Below are 15652 nucleotides of genomic sequence, written 5' to 3'. Positions count from 1 at the left end.
ATATATTTGTGTTCCCTTTTAAGTATGTATGAAAGATATTCTATTTCCTTTTCGTTCTTAGTGAGCAGTATGAAATAAGAATTTTTTAAATCAATATCATTAAGTTTTTCCTCCAGCTTTTCATTTTCAGTATTTATTTTCAATAAATTTATTTTAATTATATCTGCAATCTTTTTTATGTTTAAATAAATCTCATCATCATCCGATTCTGTTAATATTATAATTCTCTGGCTGTTATAAAATGGTTCTATGAATATATTTATTACACCACCGCAGGTTGTATCCATGTTATAATCATAAATTTTATTATTCTTATCAAGCCCAATTGAAATATTCTTTGTCATATTTTTATTTATGCTTTCATTGCAGGCATCAAGAACATAGGAATCCATTTTTCTGCTCCCAAGCGTGCCCGCAATAATCCTGTTTTCAGAAACTATCAGCCTGAATCCGGGTTTTGCTATGGATGAACCTGTTGAACTTATTACTGTTGCAATAGCATAGTTTTTGTTATTATTCTTTAGTTCATTAAGTATTTCCAAATAATCGTTATACATATTTATATTATAATATATACATATAAATAAATCTATGCAGCGGAAAAATACCTGCCAGATTGGTTTTATATAGTTAATTATGATAACTATAGTCATGGAGGGATATGGTAGGGCGAAGAAATTTTTCAATGCCAATGCCGAGAAATACTCTCAGAGCAGGTCCCATGCTGAGGACAGTGACCTTGATATTTTAATTGAAAGCTTAAATTTAAATTCAAATATGAAAGGACTCGATGTTGGAACCGGAACAGGATTTACTGGCTTAAGGCTTGCACGTAAAATTGATATAGTATATGCCATGGATATTGCAGAAAACATGCTTAAGGAAACGTCCAAACTTGCTGATAAGTACGGTGTGCAGAATATTGTAACAATAAAGGGAAGCGCTGAATCAATGCCATTTGATGACTCTAATTTTGATATTATAACATCAAGGAGGGCACCACATCATTTTCTGGACAAGGCAAAATTTATAGATGAGTCATATAGAACACTTAAATCCGGTGGCATGATAGGCATAGATGATATGACCTGTGACCAAAATTATATTAATTATTTAAACCGGCTTGAAAATATACGGGATAATTCCCATATGGCTGCTGAATCTCCAGAGGGCTGGATTAAATTATTAAAGGATGCAGGTTTTTATGATATTAAGTACCATATATATGAAAGAAGAATATCGTTTGCACAGTGGATATATCCAGTTAGAGAAAACTCAATTGAGGGCCTGGATAGCTATAATTATATAATAAATTCCGGTCCATTTAGAGACTATATAAAATGGGAAAATAACACATTTCTAAAAAAGTGGATTATTATAACTGGCAAAAAACCTTAAAAGATAATTATTGGTCACTAATTTTAACATATAAAAATAGTAAAAATCCCATGATAAAAAAAATTCCTGCAGTATAAAATACCAGTTTGAATCCAAGTGAATAGGATTTGACGAAAAAAAGTATCAAACCATATATAAGGGGTGAAATTGATGATGCCCCTCCGGTGGCAATATTATAATATGCCATAAACTTTCCAGCCTCCTCTCTTGGGGACATGTCGCTGGCCAGGGCTTTTGAGACACTCATAAATATTCCGTAGGATATCCCTATCATTGATCCAAATATTAAGAAGTATGTAAATTTTTCAAATTCTGGTATCAAAAACATGGCAAGAGAGCCAATCAATGTTGTAAATAGAAGCATTTTCACCCTGCCAACGCGATCAGAAAATATTCCAAAAACAACAGATGCCAGTGCGGAAACCACCAAAACAACTATACCGGCAATTGATACATAATATGCTGGATTTGAATAATTAAGTATGTATTTAAAAAAATAAAGTTCGAAAAATGATAACCCAACAACACCTGAAAAAACCATAAAACTGCCTAAAACCACATAAATATAACTTTTTATGCCCTTTTTTAGATTAAATATGTCCATAAAAATTTTGAATAGTCTCTCCCTTGAATGAACAATAACAGAATCATCCTTTTTTATGGTACCGGTTGTTAATATCCCTGTAAATATCAGAACAGCGGATATAACAATCAGGCCATATATTGTTTTTCCAACTGTTATAAAATATCCGGTAACTGCATAGCCCATGGCGGAACCAATTAAAATGAATAAACCATTTATGCCTGCTGCCGCACCCCTCTCATCTTTATGCAAAAAATCCACAAATAATGGCTGGTATGCACCAACAGATATATTCGATGATATCTGTATCATTATATACCCTATCAATATTCCAAAAACATTTATTTTCATTACCTCATCCAGAAAAATTGAAAAAACTGTTAATATAACACCTATAATTATGTACGGCCCCCGTCTTCCCCATAGGAATGTGTATTTATCGCTGGCAGTTCCTGAAATTAAGCCTATAAAGACCCCTGCAGCAGTGCCTATAAATGCTATGAAACCCAGAAAAAGGCTGTTGTTTACAAAATTTATGAGTTCTATTGGCAGTATATATGATTCAAATGAAATCCATAGAAAATTCGTTCCAATATGAATTGAATTCATGCCAATAAGGTATTCCGGGCTTCTTTTTTCCTGCATTTAATGCTTTGATATTATTAGACTATATTAACATACGCCAATTTTATTATATTTTAATATAATATCCTGGCGTGTTCAGGCTATTTAAATATCCCGGGGGGAAGAATGTTTCAATAAAAGATATAGAAAATGTTTTTAGATCCTCTGGTTCGGATATATTTATAGACGTTTTTGGTGGTTCAGGGAACGTTATATTAAATGTTAATGCCAGTCATAAGATTTACAATGATATAGATTTTAATATGTACAATTTTTTTATTGAGGCAAAAGCTCATTTCTTTGAACTTTATAACTATCTGAGTGAAATATCAAAAAGTCCTGATAACCTTCAGGAATATATAAAGAGGGAAAATTTTAGTGATGGCAATGATAGATTAATATCTGCTGCAAATTTATTTGTAAGGCTTAATATATCATTTGGCGGTATGGGAAATTCCTATGCCACCCGGGAGAAATCCATTTATACACAATTTATAAAAAAACTTGAAAATCTTTATGATGTTCATAATGACATTAAAAACTGGCTTATTGAAAATATGGATTTTTCATCATTAATAGATCATTACAATGGCAGGGACGCATTTTTTTATATGGATCCGCCATATCCCAGTAAAAGCTGGTATAATCACAATTTTTCAGACAGTGATTATAAAAGATTGCATAAATTATTAAAAAGCATTTCTGGTAAGTATCTATTAAATTTTTATGACAGTGAATACATTAGAAAAATTTTTGGAAATCCATCATTTATAAGGAAATATAAAAATCACAATTCAAACAATGAAGAGTACCGGTATTTATTATTCTATAAAAATTGGTAAAATTATTTTATATTTAATGTATCCATGTTTATGGAAAAGTATTCCAGGAAATCCTTTAAATATATATTTGGTATGAATTCTATTTACCTTGGCAATAATTATTTATGGATTTCTTTTGAATCATTGTTTTTGCCCTTCCTTATAGCAAGAATGGTTGCGCAGAATGCACAATCATTATATCTGGGCATTATAGCGTTTGCAGGCATAATAATAGGAATATCATTTAATGTTTTTGCGGGAATAACAACAGACAGCCTTGAAACAAGATTTGGAAGGAGAAGGCCATTTATAATGCTGGGATCGGCAATCACGCTGGCATCATTAATATACTTCATTATTTTTCATTCTTCAATTATATCAATTTTAATTGTTTATATATTGATAGAAATAGGGTCAAATATGGCATACGGATCATATTTACCATTGGTTAGGGATATTATACCGGATTATCAGAGGGGGACATCATCCGGCATAAGTGGATTTTTTACATTAATTGGAACCGCACTTGGTTTTGGCATTTCAGGCCTGCTGCTTGGTTATAATAAATTGAATCTTGCATTAATGGCAATTATCTTATCATTATTTATTACAACATTATTCACTGTAAATACCATCAGAAATGAGGATTACAGATCAAATGCAGATAAAATTTTTTTTCACTTTTCAAAATTATTTAAAAAAATTGCCAATCAACAAAAATTTAAGTGGATGTCCATATCAAATTTTTTTATAATTATTGGCAGCTCTGGATTAACATTCTTTGAGTTTTATTATTTCGAATATATACTTAATATAAAAAATAGTGCGATATATGTGGCAATTGCCGGCCTTATAATATTAACGGTGTCGGCCATATCCGCTGTATTAATAGGGTTCATATCCGATAAAATTGGCAAGGACTTTTTCATTTTTATACTTCCTGTAATTGGCGGTATAAGCGTTCTGATGATAATATTTGTAAGAAGCTTTTATCTCTTTTTAATTATTGGTTCGGTACTTGGCATAACATTTGGAAATTATTTTTCAATGTCAAATTCTTATATTAGCTATGTTGTACCCAGAGGCAGCGCCGGAAGATTTATGTCATTATTTTCATTTTCCACAGGCATTGGTGAGGCATTCTCTCCAATGGTCTATGGATTTATTCTTTTTATTTTTGGTGGTCAAAAATTAATTGCGTATGTAAGGCTTTTTGAAATATCATCATTATTCTATTTTATAGGTGCAATAATTATCTTTTTTAAGGTTGTGAATTTAAAACCAGAACTGATAAAAAATAATTAATTATAATAAATCCGGTTAGGTTTAGAGAAGCTAATCTATAAAAATATAATGTTATGATTAATATATATTAAAAAAGCAATTAAATATATATTTATATACTATTACTCTGCATGGATTTTAAGGATTATATAGAGGAGGGCGTCATAGCACGTCAGGCAATTGATGAATTCCAGATAATGAGAATTGCACAAAAAATTATTGAGTCATTTGATAATGGGGGAAAATTAATAGTTTTTGGCAATGGTGGGTCAGCGGCCGATTCACAGCACTTTGTTGCCGAACTAACCGGGCATTTTCTAAAGGAGAGAAAACCCCTGCCTGCCATAGCATTAACAACAAATACATCCTCACTTACGGCAATAGCCAATGATTATGATTATAATTCGGTATTTTCAAGACAGGTTCTGGCACTTTCTGGTAAAAATGACACCGTAATAGGCATAAGCACCTCAGGTAATTCAAGGAATGTTTTGGAGGGAATTAATGCTGCGAATACACTTGGTGCATATACAGTTGGAATGACTGGCATATCTGGTGGAAAATTAAAAGATATATGCAGGGAGGTTTTTATTGCAAAATCGAATAAAACATCTATAATACAGGAAATTCATATAACAGCCATTCATATGATATGCGCAGTTATAGATGATCATTATTAAACTAATCATTATAATTTTTTATCAATCTATATGGATTAGATTTAAGTTTAATATAAAAATTATTTTGAAAAATATATTATTCTTGAACCCTCAAAATCGAAATCAAAATCCATTTCACGGAGCCCAAGGGTTCTCACAACGTTACTTTTTTTATCATCCCCGACTATAAAAACCAGAAAACCACCCCCACCGGCTCCTATAAGGTTACCACCAAGTGCACCGGCAGATTTTGCCATGGCATAAAGATCATCTATTTCTTTGTTTGATATCCTTGAAGATAGTGATTTTTTAAGTGACCAGTTTCTATCAAGAATTTCCCCCATGGAATTTATGTCCATCCTATAAAGGGCATCATAAAAATCACGGGTTAATCTTTTCATTTCGTGGTATGCGTCAAGATGTTCATTTATCTGTTTTTCCATGTCTGTATGTATTTCAGGGGATTTCCTGTTTATTCCAGTATACAAAAATGCAATATTTGATCTCAATTTCTCCAGCATATCAATACTAAGGGCAACTGGATTAACATTTACGCTTTCATTTTCATTAAAATTAAGCATGTTTATTCCACCAAAGGCAGCCATATACTGATCCTGTTTTCCTCCTGCCTCCCTAAGTATTTCCCTTTCTATTTTAACAGCCTCGGATGCCAGTTCCTCCCTTGTAACGTACTCTGATTTATATGCATGAAGGGCATTTAACAGGCCAACGAGGAATGTGGAGCTTGACCCAAGGCCAGTACCATGAGATGGTATATCCGAAATGCTAAGTATTTCAATGCCACCATCTATATTTAAAAATCTTAATGCCTCCCTAACAGATGGGTGCTTTATTTCATCAATCCTATCCACTATTTCAGTCTGAGAATATGAAATCCTTATCTTTGAATCAAATTTCTTATTAACTATTATATAAATATATTTATTTATTGCAGCAGAGATAAGTGCACCGCCATAATTCCTGTAATATGCCGGTATATCTGTACCCCCGCCAACAAACCCGATTCTTAGAGGAGTTTTTGTTATTATCATTTTAATACTTGTAATATTCAATTAATTTATCTATGCCCTCATCCAGTGAAACCTTCGCCTTAAAGCCTATTCTTTCCTCAGCCTTTTTGGTGTCTGCAAGCGTTTCATGCACGTAATTTTTTATTGGCATCTCTATGTATTTTGGTTTCACATTCTTTTTAAGGTGTTTATTAAGTATATCAACGAGCTGGTTTAATGAATAATTTTTACCAGTACCAACATTGTAGACATTGAATCCATGGTTATTTAATGCCGCAAGGGTCAGGGCATCAACAACATCATCGACAAACACAAAGTCCCTTCTCTGCTCCCCATCGCCGTAAAGTACGGGCTGTATATCGTCATGTATATCCCATAGAAACTGTGATACCAGGTTTGCAAAGATTTTTTTGGATTTCTCGTGATATCCATATATTGAAAAGAATCTCATGGCTGATACATCCATTCCATAGAGCTTATCATAAAGCTCGGCAACCCTTTCCATGGCAATTCTTGCCTCGGTATAATAATCGGTAACCTTTGGAATGACATTTTCAGAATGAGGCGGTTTTATTTCATTATAAATTGAGGATGTTGATGCATATACTATTTTTGATTTATTTTTCTTTGCCAGTTCAAGTATCTTTATCATATCATTTATGGCATTTCCTATTAAAAGTGGGTTATTGCGGTACATGGGCGATGATGAGTAAATACCTATATGGAAAATATAATCAACATCAAGGCAGTAATTATTTATATTCTCAACCCTGTCCTTTATAAAATCTATATCTGGCAAAATATCATTCAAATTGCTCATGGAACCTGTTTGAAGGTCATCCATGACATACACATGATTATCCTTATAAAGCCTGTGAACAAGATTTGAACCTATAAAACCTGCACCACCAGTTATTAATATTTCCTTATTCCTAATATCCATGGTAAGTGATGGTAACTTTATATAAAAAGTTAATTTGGATTAACCCAGAATAATTGTATTTAAAGTAGATGCCCCATTTTATCCTTTTTTGTTTCAAGATAAAATTTATCGAAAGCATTTGGTTCTATAATTATTGGTATTCTCTTGGATATTTTTATGCCATTTTCCTCCAAAAATTTAATCTTTTCCGGGTTATTGGTTATGAGTTCAACCGATTTTATTTTAAAATATTTTATTACCTCGACAGCAAAATTATAATTACGTGCATCTGCCGGCAATCCCTGTTCAAGATTTGCCTCCACAGTATCCAGCCCCTGATCCTCAAGGCTGTATGCCTTTATCTTATTCAGGAGGCCAATACCCCTGCCCTCCTGGCGGAGATAAATTAACATGCCATACTCGCTCTGGCCTATCATTTTAAGTGAGGTCAGAAGCTGATCACGGCAATCACATCTTAATGAACCCATTATATCGCCTGTGAGGCATTCGCTGTGTATTCTTACGGGGACATTTTCCCGGCCATAAATGTCACCGTTAACAATAACAGCATGATCCTTATTTTCGTCGTTTTTGAAAACATATATGTCAAAATTACCAAATCTTGATGGCAACTTAGCCTTTGCATAGAACTCTATCATATTTGTCACTTCTAATTACGTAATTCTATAAAAATATATTTCAAAATTTTTTTTATCCTTTTTGTTAGTTTACATAACTACAATTACCTATTTTTCTTTACTATATTTTATATATTTATATGAATATAAAATAATATCTTCTGTTATCCATTAATTTTCCTTGCTATTAAATAGCAATTATTATTTTTAAAAATATAGTATGTTTTGTCTCCATTTAGATGTTTTTCCATCTCATTTTTTAACCTATAATATTCTGATGTATCAATTGAAAAAATAAAAAATATTTTTCCGGCATTTAGTTTTATTAATTCATTTTTAAGTTTTTCTATTGATGATCTTGCCTCCAGTATATATGTACGCCCAAAGAAATTTTTTATATATTCATTGGATGTGAATAAAAGCCTTTTTTTATCATGATATATTAAATGCATATTATCATCTATGGCCTTATAAAGCAGTTTAGAATATATTAAGCTTATATCAGGTAAATATAAATAATCATATATTTTATTATTCTGGTTGACGATTTTAATCTCCTCAGGCTTACCTGTTATCCTCCTCCTTTCGGGAAGCATAACCGCTGAGGTAAAATCTTTCTCGGGATTCATTGTATACAATGTTAGCCTACTAATATAACCATTCACAGATATATATTCCCTTTCACCATTTATGCCTATGTTTTCCCATCTCATCTGTGGTGGTAAATCAAAAACAAAACCAGCATTTGGATTAAATCTTTTCATTATAATTTCAGGATTTGGAATGAGATCATCCATCTTCCTTTTACTGGCCATTGCAGGCCTGAGGGGATCTGAAAAGATTATATCAGCGGAATACCTTATATCATTAAAGGCATCATTATTTATGAAATTTGCATCAGAATTATATGCGCGTTTATTTAGCAATGATAGGAGGTATCTAACCCTGTCTATCTCTATTCCCGTTACATGGGAATATTTTGAAAAAAATATGGCCTGCATGCCTGCTCCGGAACCTATATCAATGATCTCACTGCCTTTCAGTTTTTCACCCCTGTAATCTCCAATTATTTCCGGTGTTGAATACATTGATGCGTATTTGTCAAAGAATAATCTGCTGCTTTTCGAAAATTTATGTGCATTCAATATCCTGTAATGTGCGAATTCATATAGCAAATCAATATTTTTATAATCATATTTTTTCTTAATAAATTTTAAATCATATCCAGAAGTTATATCATTTGCTATATTATCTATCTCATTATTTATAAGACCGTAGTATGAATTGGATTTTACAAGTCCTTCAAGCAATTTTATAATGTTACCCATTTATGACTTAAATACCAAGGTTTATAATTACCTTTATCCATAATAAATATAAAAAATGGAGGAATTAATTTTAAAAGAATTTATTAATAAAACCAAAATAACCATGTGGATTATTAAAAAATGGTGAAGCGATGATACTTGACGGGAACCTTGTTGCAAATAAAAAAATGGAAGAAATCAAAAATGAGGTTGATGACCTTAAAAATAAATACGGAATAATGCCGCATTTAAAATTAATACAGATCGGCAATGATGCTGCATCGTCAATTTATGCAAATGCAAAGATAAGGCGTGGAAAAAAACTTGGAATTAACGTGACACTGGATAAATATCAAAACATCAACCAGGATGAATTAATAGATTTAATTAAAAAATACAGTATTGACAAAAATATACATGGAATAATGATGGAATCACCCCTGCCTGAGAATTTAAATTATTATGACATAATAAAATACATACCATACTACAAGGACTCTGATGGCCTTTCACCGGTAAATCTTGGAAATTTATATATAAGGAATGAGGAAATAGCACCAGCCACAGCAAGGGCAGTTGTAGACATCCTTGAACATTATGGAATTAAAAATGGGAATGTGTGCATAGTTAATAGGAGCCCCGTTGTCGGGAGGCCATTATCAATGATGCTTTTGAACCGTGATTTTACTGTAAGTATATGCCACAGTAAAACGTCAAATTTAAAGGAAATTGTCGAATCATCAGACATCCTGGTTGCCGCAATAGGCAAAAAACATTATTTTGGCAAAGATTTTGTAAATAACAATTCTATAGTCATAGACGTGGGAATTAATTATGAGGGCAATAAAATTTATGGAGATGTAAATTTTGATGAGGTATCCGGCATTGTTAAGGCAATAACACCTGTACCCGGTGGCGTTGGTGTAGTTACAGCCACAGATATATTTCAGAATTTTATAAACGGTATTAAAATACAGATGCATAATTTCGTTTAAAATGTATTTGTAATCGATAAGTTTATATCATTTTGTAGAATATTTTCCCGATGATTTCTCCGGATGAGCTTTTAAAGCCAAATGTTTCAACAACCTTTGCAAGAAATGGGTCAAAAATATACATACTGAAAAATTTTTATGATTTTTCTGTAAATGACGACATATATTATTCTATTAACATGGTTGAGGTTGGAAATAGCAATATAATACTTTATTCTCTTAACAGAAGAAGGTATGTATTTAGCCTTGATTCCATATCATTTTTCAAGGTTCATTACAGATATGAAAAGGTTAAGTTAAACTTAATAAGATACCTTCTTTATATGGGAATTTATTCTGTGGCAATGGCAAGGATTTTATCCTTTGTTGCCAGGTTGTAAACTTTTTTAAAATTAATTTAAAATTTATAAAAAAATTATATAAACCATTTATAGTTTTGGTATAAAAGATTATATATATGCTGAATTTTATGATATTATGGTTAGCATTTTTAGAATGGGATTTCAAAAATCCGAAACTGTTAGACAGCTTGCTGGAGAGAGTCTAGCAAGATTTGCCATCATAGCCATTGTTGCGGGTTTGCCGGCATTCCTAGAGGGCTTTGATGCCGAAATATATTCATTTGGTGCTGATTATATTGTACCGTCCATAACAGGGCCGGCATATCTTAGCATAGGAACAATTTTAACAGGTTATGCAATAGGAATAGCAATTTTTAGCCTGGTCGGAGGATACTTCTTTGACAGGTATTCTGTTAAAAACACAATATTGCTCTCGGTTTTAATATTCTCTGCATTTACTGTTTTAACAGGATTTGTAACAAATACTCCAGAACTTTTTGCCTTCAGACTGCTTGTTGGTGTCGGTGTTGGTATGTTTCAACCTGCAGGTGTTGCACTTCTTGGGGATATATTCTTTGAAACGCGTGGGAAGGCAGTGTCAGTATGGGCAACATTTTTTGGTGCAGGCCTTTTTGGAGGACCATACATGATATCTCCATTTCTTCCGGCATTCAGGATTCCATTCGAGTTATCGGGCATAGTTTCAGCCATAGTATTATTGTTGGTTCTATTCATTATACCTGTTACATATAAAAAGGAGAAAAGGGAAAAAATAAAACTGGAAAACATATTTAACAGAAATACAGTGCTTCTTGCAATATCTGTATTTTTCTTTGGAATAACCCTATTCGCGGGTTACCTCAGTTATTATGTAAAATATCTTGAACAGGGTCTTGGATTTCCAACAGGTTCAGCGGCAGTTATAGCATCCATGGCAGGCCTTGGAGGCTTTTTACTTGCATTTTTCTATGGTTATATAGCTGATAGAATAGGCAGAAAATACATGGTTATAATAACCTCATTTCTAATTTTCATAGGCAGCCTTGGCATGTTTATACTGTTTAAATCATTTATAGGCCTTGCTGTTTTTACATTTATCTTTGGATCAGGATGGGGTGTCTACGTTGACCTCCTTGTTGCCTTTGGGCAGGATTCTGTGCTGGACCGTGTTGTTGGGTCTGTGTCTGGATTTCTGTTTTTTATCTTTAACATCGGGACATTAATAGGCGGACCATTATACGCATATCTTCTTGGATCAAAGAATAATTATACATTTGCATCGTATATAGCCGTTGTCATACCTGCATTCATTGCACTGATATCCCTTATATTCACCAAGAAGATTACTAAGAGTAATATAAAAGAGCATCCAGAATTTGAGGAGGCAAAAATCAGGGAAAAATCTGCAGAAAAGGAAGGCTCATAATCTTTTATACCTGTAATTTTCATCAACATAAATTTTTATTCCCTTTTTTATTGTTATATCTTCATAATTTAGAATATTATATGTGTAAATATCAACGGCTATTTTTATATTATCAATTTTAAAAAATAAAAAATTATTTTCATCATCTATTTTATCAACAATATCAATATTAAAGTTTTTCTCCTTCTGGCACATGCCTGAATCACATGATGCTATGTACTCATCTGTTCTTATTACCAGAATTCTTTCATTGAGTTCACTTAAAAGTCCATCGCATATGGTCAATGTACCAGAATTGATTTTTACTGATAACATTTACTCAAAAAGTTTTTTATATGCCTCAATGGCATCTTTAATTTCCTTTTTGGCAAATTCAGGACCCTCCCATCCATTTACCTCAGTTTTCTTATTTTGAAGTGCCTTATAGGTGGCAAAGAAATTCTCTGTTTCCTTAAGTATATGTTCAGGTATTTCCGTGTATGATTTAAGATCCTTATAAACAGGGTCATCAAGGCATACACATACCATTTTATTATCAATATCTCCAGAATCTACCATTTTCAATACACCTATTGGTTTGGCCCTTAATATTACACCGGGAAATGTGGGCTGTGACATAAATACAAGGGCATCTATGGGGTCCTTGTCTGTATAATATGTTTGCGGTATCGCCCCATATTCCATTGGATAAACATAGGATGAATATAAAATGCGGTCAAGCTTAATTCCTGGAAATTCCTTGCCCATTTCATACTTGTTTCTCGTACCCTTTGGTATTTCAACAACCACATATACCTCATCCGGCGGGTTCGGACCGGCCGGTACCTGATGCCAGTAGCTTCCATTTTTTTCCATTATTGTTTATTGTATAATGATATTTTATATTTATTCTTTGAATAATATATTCCTGAATAACTTTATAAAATAATTTGCATACACTTAAAGATGAAAATTTCGGTTTACAGCCCTCTAAGAATTAGTTTTGCAGGTGGTGGCACAGACATAAGCCCATTTTTCGAAAAATATGGTGGAGCAGTGTTTAACACAACAATTGATCGTGGAATACTATTGAGGTATACTGATGACAAAATGCCACTAGAGGTTTCCTCAAGAGACTTTTTAAAAAGTGCCATAGTATTAAAACAGAATTCATCTGTTGAGGATAAAATTATGGAATTATTTATGTCAAACGGAATTAAAACCGGAAAGCTGATCATTAATAGTGATGTACCACCGGGATCAGGGCTTGGTTCCAGCAGCGCGCTGATCACAGGCATTCTAAAAATAATTTATAAGATTACAAATAAGAATAAAAATTCATATGAAATTGCTGAGGAAGCATATAATATAGAGAAAACAAATTTTGGGATTGTCCTTGGAAAACAGGACCCATATGCAATATCCGTTGGCGGCCTTAAATATATGGAATTCAGTAAAAATTCTGTTATAACAGAGGCATTCAATCTGGAAAATGATTTCATAGAAACATTACAAAAATCAATGTTGCTTGTTTATACAGGAAAAACGAGGGAAAGCTCAAATGCATTAAGGGATCAGGTTATTAAGTCAGAGAAAAATGATAGTGACACATTAAATAAATTATTAAAAATAAAGGGTTTGGCCGGATCAATGGAGAAAGCATTTAAAACATCAGATTATGGTGAATTCTGCAATATTGTAAACTCTGGCTGGGAAATAAAGAAAACACTTGGAGAGAAAGTTTCCAGTGAGAAGGTTGATGACATAATTGATTTTGCGAAGTCCATAGGTGCAAGGGCGGCGAGGCTTCTCGGGGGCGGCCTGGAAGGATTTATACTTTTAATTACCCCACCTGACAATGTTAATAATCTCCAGAAGGAAATGCTGAAAAAATCAGAGTTTGTAATCAGGGTTAGATTTGACGCCATGGGATCAAGGATGGTATCACCATTTTAACCCTGTAATCTTTTCGTACATATTTTTATAAAGGTCTGATACCTTTTTAATCATATCATCCGGGAGTGGTGGTATATCCGGTTCCTTCTGCCCAAGATCACGTGCCCTGTAAAGTGCATCATGGTATCCTGTTGACCTGTAATACTGCCTTACCATTTCCTTGCTTAGCTCCCTTATATTTCCGTTGGAATATTCATTTAAATCCCAGAACCTATCCTCATCAAGTGTGCCAAATGTATCTATGATCGTCGGCACTCTGCTTATTCCCAGTGCAAACTCCTTTTTTCCATCAGCATGTATTAACCCCCTGCCCTTTACAGACTCATTTATTCTTCTGTCTATTTTTAATATTTTTTCCTTTATATCATAAAGCTCGTAAAGCTTTAAGCCTGAAATGGTCAAAGCCTCATCTGTTTTTAATGGTCTGTCAAATTTTTCATATTTTGTGGTTACCTCAAAATAGGGGTCCGGAAATTCATCTCCATATTCAGGCATATTTTTAAATCCAGCATCATGATAATCAAGGATTCCAGACTTTATCCTGTCATAATATGTTCCTGCAACATAATACCTTGTTATAAATTCAAGCGGAACCATGTAATTGCTAAAATATTCCCTTCCCCTGCTAAATACATTAAATTTTTTGACACGCATTTCATTGTTGCCTTCAAGTTTTATTAAATCTGTTTCTATTCCAATATCACTGGCAACACCATACCAGTAATATGAGGTTCTGCACAGTGATTCCCCCTTATCAGGAATATCCACTGGTATAATTTTATCAAAAACTGATATTCTATTTGAAAATTTAAAAATTAGGGTGTCTCCATCCGAGTAAATATCCTTAACCTTTCCACTTTTTATAAATTCCATGACACGGTATAATTTATGCCAATATAATTTTATTTGTTTGTAATTTGCTGTAATTAAATATAATGTATAAGGCAAGCATAATTATCCATGATGCAAGCAATAAAGCCTCAATGGTCTCAGGTATTGATAGTCCAACACCCTTTAATTTTATAATCTTGAGGGCCATTAAAATTCCTATGATTATTACCATTAGCGATATAAGTGCAGATATCATGCCATAAAGTGTTATAAACCTGGATATTCTGAACAGGCTAAATATTATAATTCCAAGAGGCATTAAAATAAAATATAATATTGCAAATGTTAAATGTATATCACCGGTATGTTCATCAAAGATCCCTACAAAGAAAAGCCCAATGCTTCCTATAATCATTAATATTATAGGTAATGGCTTAACAGGAACTGCCCTGTATAGAAATACTGAAAATGCTGTATTCATTAATCCCTCAAAAATAACTGCAGAATCAAACAAATAATAATATTTATGGATGCCAAGACTGCTTAGTGAGTTTACATGCCATGAAAAGTATGGTGATATTGAAATATCAAGAAATATAAGTGATAAGGTCACCACCGGACCAATTATACCGGTCAAAAAATATAATTTATTCATAATTATAAAAACATAGTTTTTATTAAAATTTATTGATGGAAACATAATTTTTTATTTACCTTAAGGCATCATATATATAATTTGAATACCGCATTAATCAGGAATAACTGTACATGCATTGATTTTTTATTCTAATTATTATATATAAAAGTGTATGATATTAAATTTTATGATTTTTACAATAAGCCCCATTTTTATAAGA

At 32.6% G+C, this 15652-nt stretch carries 18 protein-coding genes; 8 read left to right on the top strand and 10 right to left on the bottom strand.

The genetic code is table 11. The features are described 5' to 3' along the window. The coding region (locus tag AOG54_RS04900) for an XdhC family protein (protein ID WP_084795504.1) at positions 1 to 557 on the bottom strand (557 nt) is incomplete at its 3' end. Positions 558 to 651: 94 nt separating this feature from the next. Between AOG54_RS04900 and AOG54_RS04895 the strand changes: the two genes are divergently transcribed. Next, entirely contained in the window at positions 652 to 1398 is a 747-nt protein-coding gene (locus AOG54_RS04895; RefSeq protein WP_055032497.1) for a class I SAM-dependent methyltransferase, read from the top strand. 7 nt (positions 1399 to 1405) lie between these two features. On the opposite strand, the gene AOG54_RS04890 is transcribed toward AOG54_RS04895, so the two are convergent. Next, positions 1406 to 2626, bottom strand: a complete 1221-nt coding sequence (locus tag AOG54_RS04890; protein ID WP_236689062.1) for an MFS transporter — start codon at positions 2624 to 2626, stop codon at positions 1406 to 1408. A gap of 71 nt (positions 2627 to 2697) precedes the next feature. Here AOG54_RS04890 and AOG54_RS04885 point away from each other — a divergent pair, with 71 nt between their 5' ends. From AOG54_RS04885 to AOG54_RS04875, 3 genes are all read left to right on the top strand, one after another. Beyond that, positions 2698 to 3447 carry a DNA adenine methylase gene (locus tag AOG54_RS04885; RefSeq protein ID WP_054964027.1) on the top strand — a complete coding sequence of 250 codons (750 nt, stop codon included), beginning with the start codon at positions 2698 to 2700 and terminating at the stop codon, positions 3445 to 3447. Positions 3448 to 3477: 30 nt separating this feature from the next. Then, the gene (locus AOG54_RS04880; protein ID WP_048101335.1) at positions 3478 to 4731 is read left to right on the top strand and encodes an MFS transporter; all 1254 of its coding nucleotides are present in this window, start codon (positions 3478 to 3480) and stop codon (positions 4729 to 4731) included. Positions 4732 to 4841: 110 nt separating this feature from the next. Further along, the gene (locus tag AOG54_RS04875; protein ID WP_054964570.1) at positions 4842 to 5390 is read left to right on the top strand and encodes an SIS domain-containing protein; all 549 of its coding nucleotides are present in this window, start codon (positions 4842 to 4844) and stop codon (positions 5388 to 5390) included. A gap of 59 nt (positions 5391 to 5449) precedes the next feature. On the opposite strand, the gene AOG54_RS04870 is transcribed toward AOG54_RS04875, so the two are convergent. From AOG54_RS04870 to AOG54_RS04855, 4 genes are all read right to left on the bottom strand, one after another. Then, positions 5450 to 6421, bottom strand: coding sequence for a GHMP family kinase ATP-binding protein (locus AOG54_RS04870; RefSeq protein ID WP_048100956.1), 972 nt, complete (start codon positions 6419 to 6421; stop codon positions 5450 to 5452). A 1-nt stretch (position 6422) separates the two neighbouring features. Continuing rightward, positions 6423 to 7343 (bottom strand): NAD-dependent epimerase/dehydratase family protein, encoded by a 921-nt coding sequence (locus tag AOG54_RS04865; protein ID WP_048100957.1) that lies wholly within the window; start codon positions 7341 to 7343, stop codon positions 6423 to 6425. Positions 7344 to 7402: 59 nt separating this feature from the next. Then, positions 7403 to 7981: a GTP cyclohydrolase II gene (ribA, locus tag AOG54_RS04860; RefSeq protein WP_048100958.1), complete on the bottom strand. Its 579-nt coding sequence runs from the start codon at positions 7979 to 7981 to the stop codon at positions 7403 to 7405. 143 nt (positions 7982 to 8124) lie between these two features. Beyond that, positions 8125 to 9288, bottom strand: coding sequence for a class I SAM-dependent methyltransferase (locus AOG54_RS04855; RefSeq protein ID WP_055032496.1), 1164 nt, complete (start codon positions 9286 to 9288; stop codon positions 8125 to 8127). A 131-nt stretch (positions 9289 to 9419) separates the two neighbouring features. Between AOG54_RS04855 and folD the strand changes: the two genes are divergently transcribed. From folD to AOG54_RS04840, 3 genes are all read left to right on the top strand, one after another. Then, positions 9420 to 10262: a bifunctional methylenetetrahydrofolate dehydrogenase/methenyltetrahydrofolate cyclohydrolase FolD gene (gene folD / locus AOG54_RS04850; RefSeq protein ID WP_055032495.1), complete on the top strand. Its 843-nt coding sequence runs from the start codon at positions 9420 to 9422 to the stop codon at positions 10260 to 10262. 50 nt (positions 10263 to 10312) lie between these two features. Continuing rightward, a complete protein-coding gene (locus tag AOG54_RS04845; protein ID WP_054963806.1) occupies positions 10313 to 10642 on the top strand; it encodes a hypothetical protein in 330 nt (109 codons plus the stop codon). Positions 10643 to 10739: 97 nt separating this feature from the next. Next, a complete protein-coding gene (locus AOG54_RS04840; RefSeq protein ID WP_048100962.1) occupies positions 10740 to 12029 on the top strand; it encodes an MFS transporter in 1290 nt (429 codons plus the stop codon). Here AOG54_RS04840 and AOG54_RS04835 read toward each other — a convergent pair. Both AOG54_RS04835 and AOG54_RS04830 read right to left on the bottom strand, forming a co-directional pair. Next, a complete protein-coding gene (locus AOG54_RS04835) occupies positions 12024 to 12344 on the bottom strand; it encodes a hypothetical protein (protein ID WP_048100963.1) in 321 nt (106 codons plus the stop codon). The genes AOG54_RS04840 and AOG54_RS04835 overlap by 6 nt on opposite strands. Continuing rightward, complete coding sequence (locus AOG54_RS04830) at positions 12345 to 12884, bottom strand: inorganic diphosphatase (protein WP_048100964.1); 540 nt, start codon at positions 12882 to 12884, stop codon at positions 12345 to 12347. It abuts the gene before it with no gap. 90 nt (positions 12885 to 12974) lie between these two features. Here AOG54_RS04830 and AOG54_RS04825 point away from each other — a divergent pair, with 90 nt between their 5' ends. Further along, positions 12975 to 13964 carry a GHMP family kinase ATP-binding protein gene (locus AOG54_RS04825; RefSeq protein ID WP_048100965.1) on the top strand — a complete coding sequence of 330 codons (990 nt, stop codon included), beginning with the start codon at positions 12975 to 12977 and terminating at the stop codon, positions 13962 to 13964. On the opposite strand, the gene AOG54_RS04820 is transcribed toward AOG54_RS04825, so the two are convergent. Together AOG54_RS04820 and AOG54_RS04815 are read right to left on the bottom strand one after the other, a co-directional pair. After that, positions 13953 to 14837 carry a phosphoribosylaminoimidazolesuccinocarboxamide synthase gene (locus tag AOG54_RS04820; protein ID WP_048100966.1) on the bottom strand — a complete coding sequence of 295 codons (885 nt, stop codon included), beginning with the start codon at positions 14835 to 14837 and terminating at the stop codon, positions 13953 to 13955. The genes AOG54_RS04825 and AOG54_RS04820 overlap by 12 nt on opposite strands. Positions 14838 to 14850: 13 nt before the next feature. Next, the gene (locus AOG54_RS04815) at positions 14851 to 15450 is read right to left on the bottom strand and encodes a DUF998 domain-containing protein (RefSeq protein ID WP_162200867.1); all 600 of its coding nucleotides are present in this window, start codon (positions 15448 to 15450) and stop codon (positions 14851 to 14853) included. Positions 15451 to 15652 lie beyond the last annotated feature (202 nt).

The sequence above is a fragment of the Acidiplasma aeolicum genome, assembly GCF_001402945.1.
Lineage (GTDB): Archaea > Thermoplasmatota > Thermoplasmata > Thermoplasmatales > Thermoplasmataceae > Acidiplasma > Acidiplasma aeolicum.
This window is presented reverse-complemented; position numbering and strand designations above follow the sequence as displayed.

Excerpts from the sequence above, each read along its gene's own strand:
- AOG54_RS04825 (WP_048100965.1), top strand. The coding sequence starts at position 12,975 with ATGAAAATTTCGGTTTACAGCCCTCTAAGAATTAGTTTTGCAGGTGGT.
- AOG54_RS04815 (WP_162200867.1), bottom strand. The coding sequence starts at position 15,450 with ATGAATAAATTATATTTTTTGACCGGTATAATTGGTCCGGTGGTGACC.
- AOG54_RS04830 (WP_048100964.1), bottom strand. The coding sequence starts at position 12,884 with ATGGAAAAAAATGGAAGCTACTGGCATCAGGTACCGGCCGGTCCGAAC.
- AOG54_RS04835 (WP_048100963.1), bottom strand. The coding sequence starts at position 12,344 with ATGTTATCAGTAAAAATCAATTCTGGTACATTGACCATATGCGATGGA.
- AOG54_RS04870 (WP_048100956.1), bottom strand. The coding sequence starts at position 6,421 with ATGATAATAACAAAAACTCCTCTAAGAATCGGGTTTGTTGGCGGGGGT.
- AOG54_RS04865 (WP_048100957.1), bottom strand. The coding sequence starts at position 7,343 with ATGGATATTAGGAATAAGGAAATATTAATAACTGGTGGTGCAGGTTTT.
- ribA (WP_048100958.1), bottom strand. The coding sequence starts at position 7,981 with ATGATAGAGTTCTATGCAAAGGCTAAGTTGCCATCAAGATTTGGTAAT.
- AOG54_RS04880 (WP_048101335.1), top strand. The coding sequence starts at position 3,478 with ATGGAAAAGTATTCCAGGAAATCCTTTAAATATATATTTGGTATGAAT.
- AOG54_RS04890 (WP_236689062.1), bottom strand. The coding sequence starts at position 2,626 with ATGCAGGAAAAAAGAAGCCCGGAATACCTTATTGGCATGAATTCAATT.
- folD (WP_055032495.1), top strand. The coding sequence starts at position 9,420 with ATGATACTTGACGGGAACCTTGTTGCAAATAAAAAAATGGAAGAAATC.
- AOG54_RS04840 (WP_048100962.1), top strand. The coding sequence starts at position 10,740 with ATGGTTAGCATTTTTAGAATGGGATTTCAAAAATCCGAAACTGTTAGA.
- AOG54_RS04820 (WP_048100966.1), bottom strand. The coding sequence starts at position 14,837 with ATGGAATTTATAAAAAGTGGAAAGGTTAAGGATATTTACTCGGATGGA.
- AOG54_RS04875 (WP_054964570.1), top strand. The coding sequence starts at position 4,842 with ATGGATTTTAAGGATTATATAGAGGAGGGCGTCATAGCACGTCAGGCA.
- AOG54_RS04895 (WP_055032497.1), top strand. The coding sequence starts at position 652 with ATGGAGGGATATGGTAGGGCGAAGAAATTTTTCAATGCCAATGCCGAG.
- AOG54_RS04855 (WP_055032496.1), bottom strand. The coding sequence starts at position 9,288 with ATGGGTAACATTATAAAATTGCTTGAAGGACTTGTAAAATCCAATTCA.
- AOG54_RS04845 (WP_054963806.1), top strand. The coding sequence starts at position 10,313 with ATGATTTCTCCGGATGAGCTTTTAAAGCCAAATGTTTCAACAACCTTT.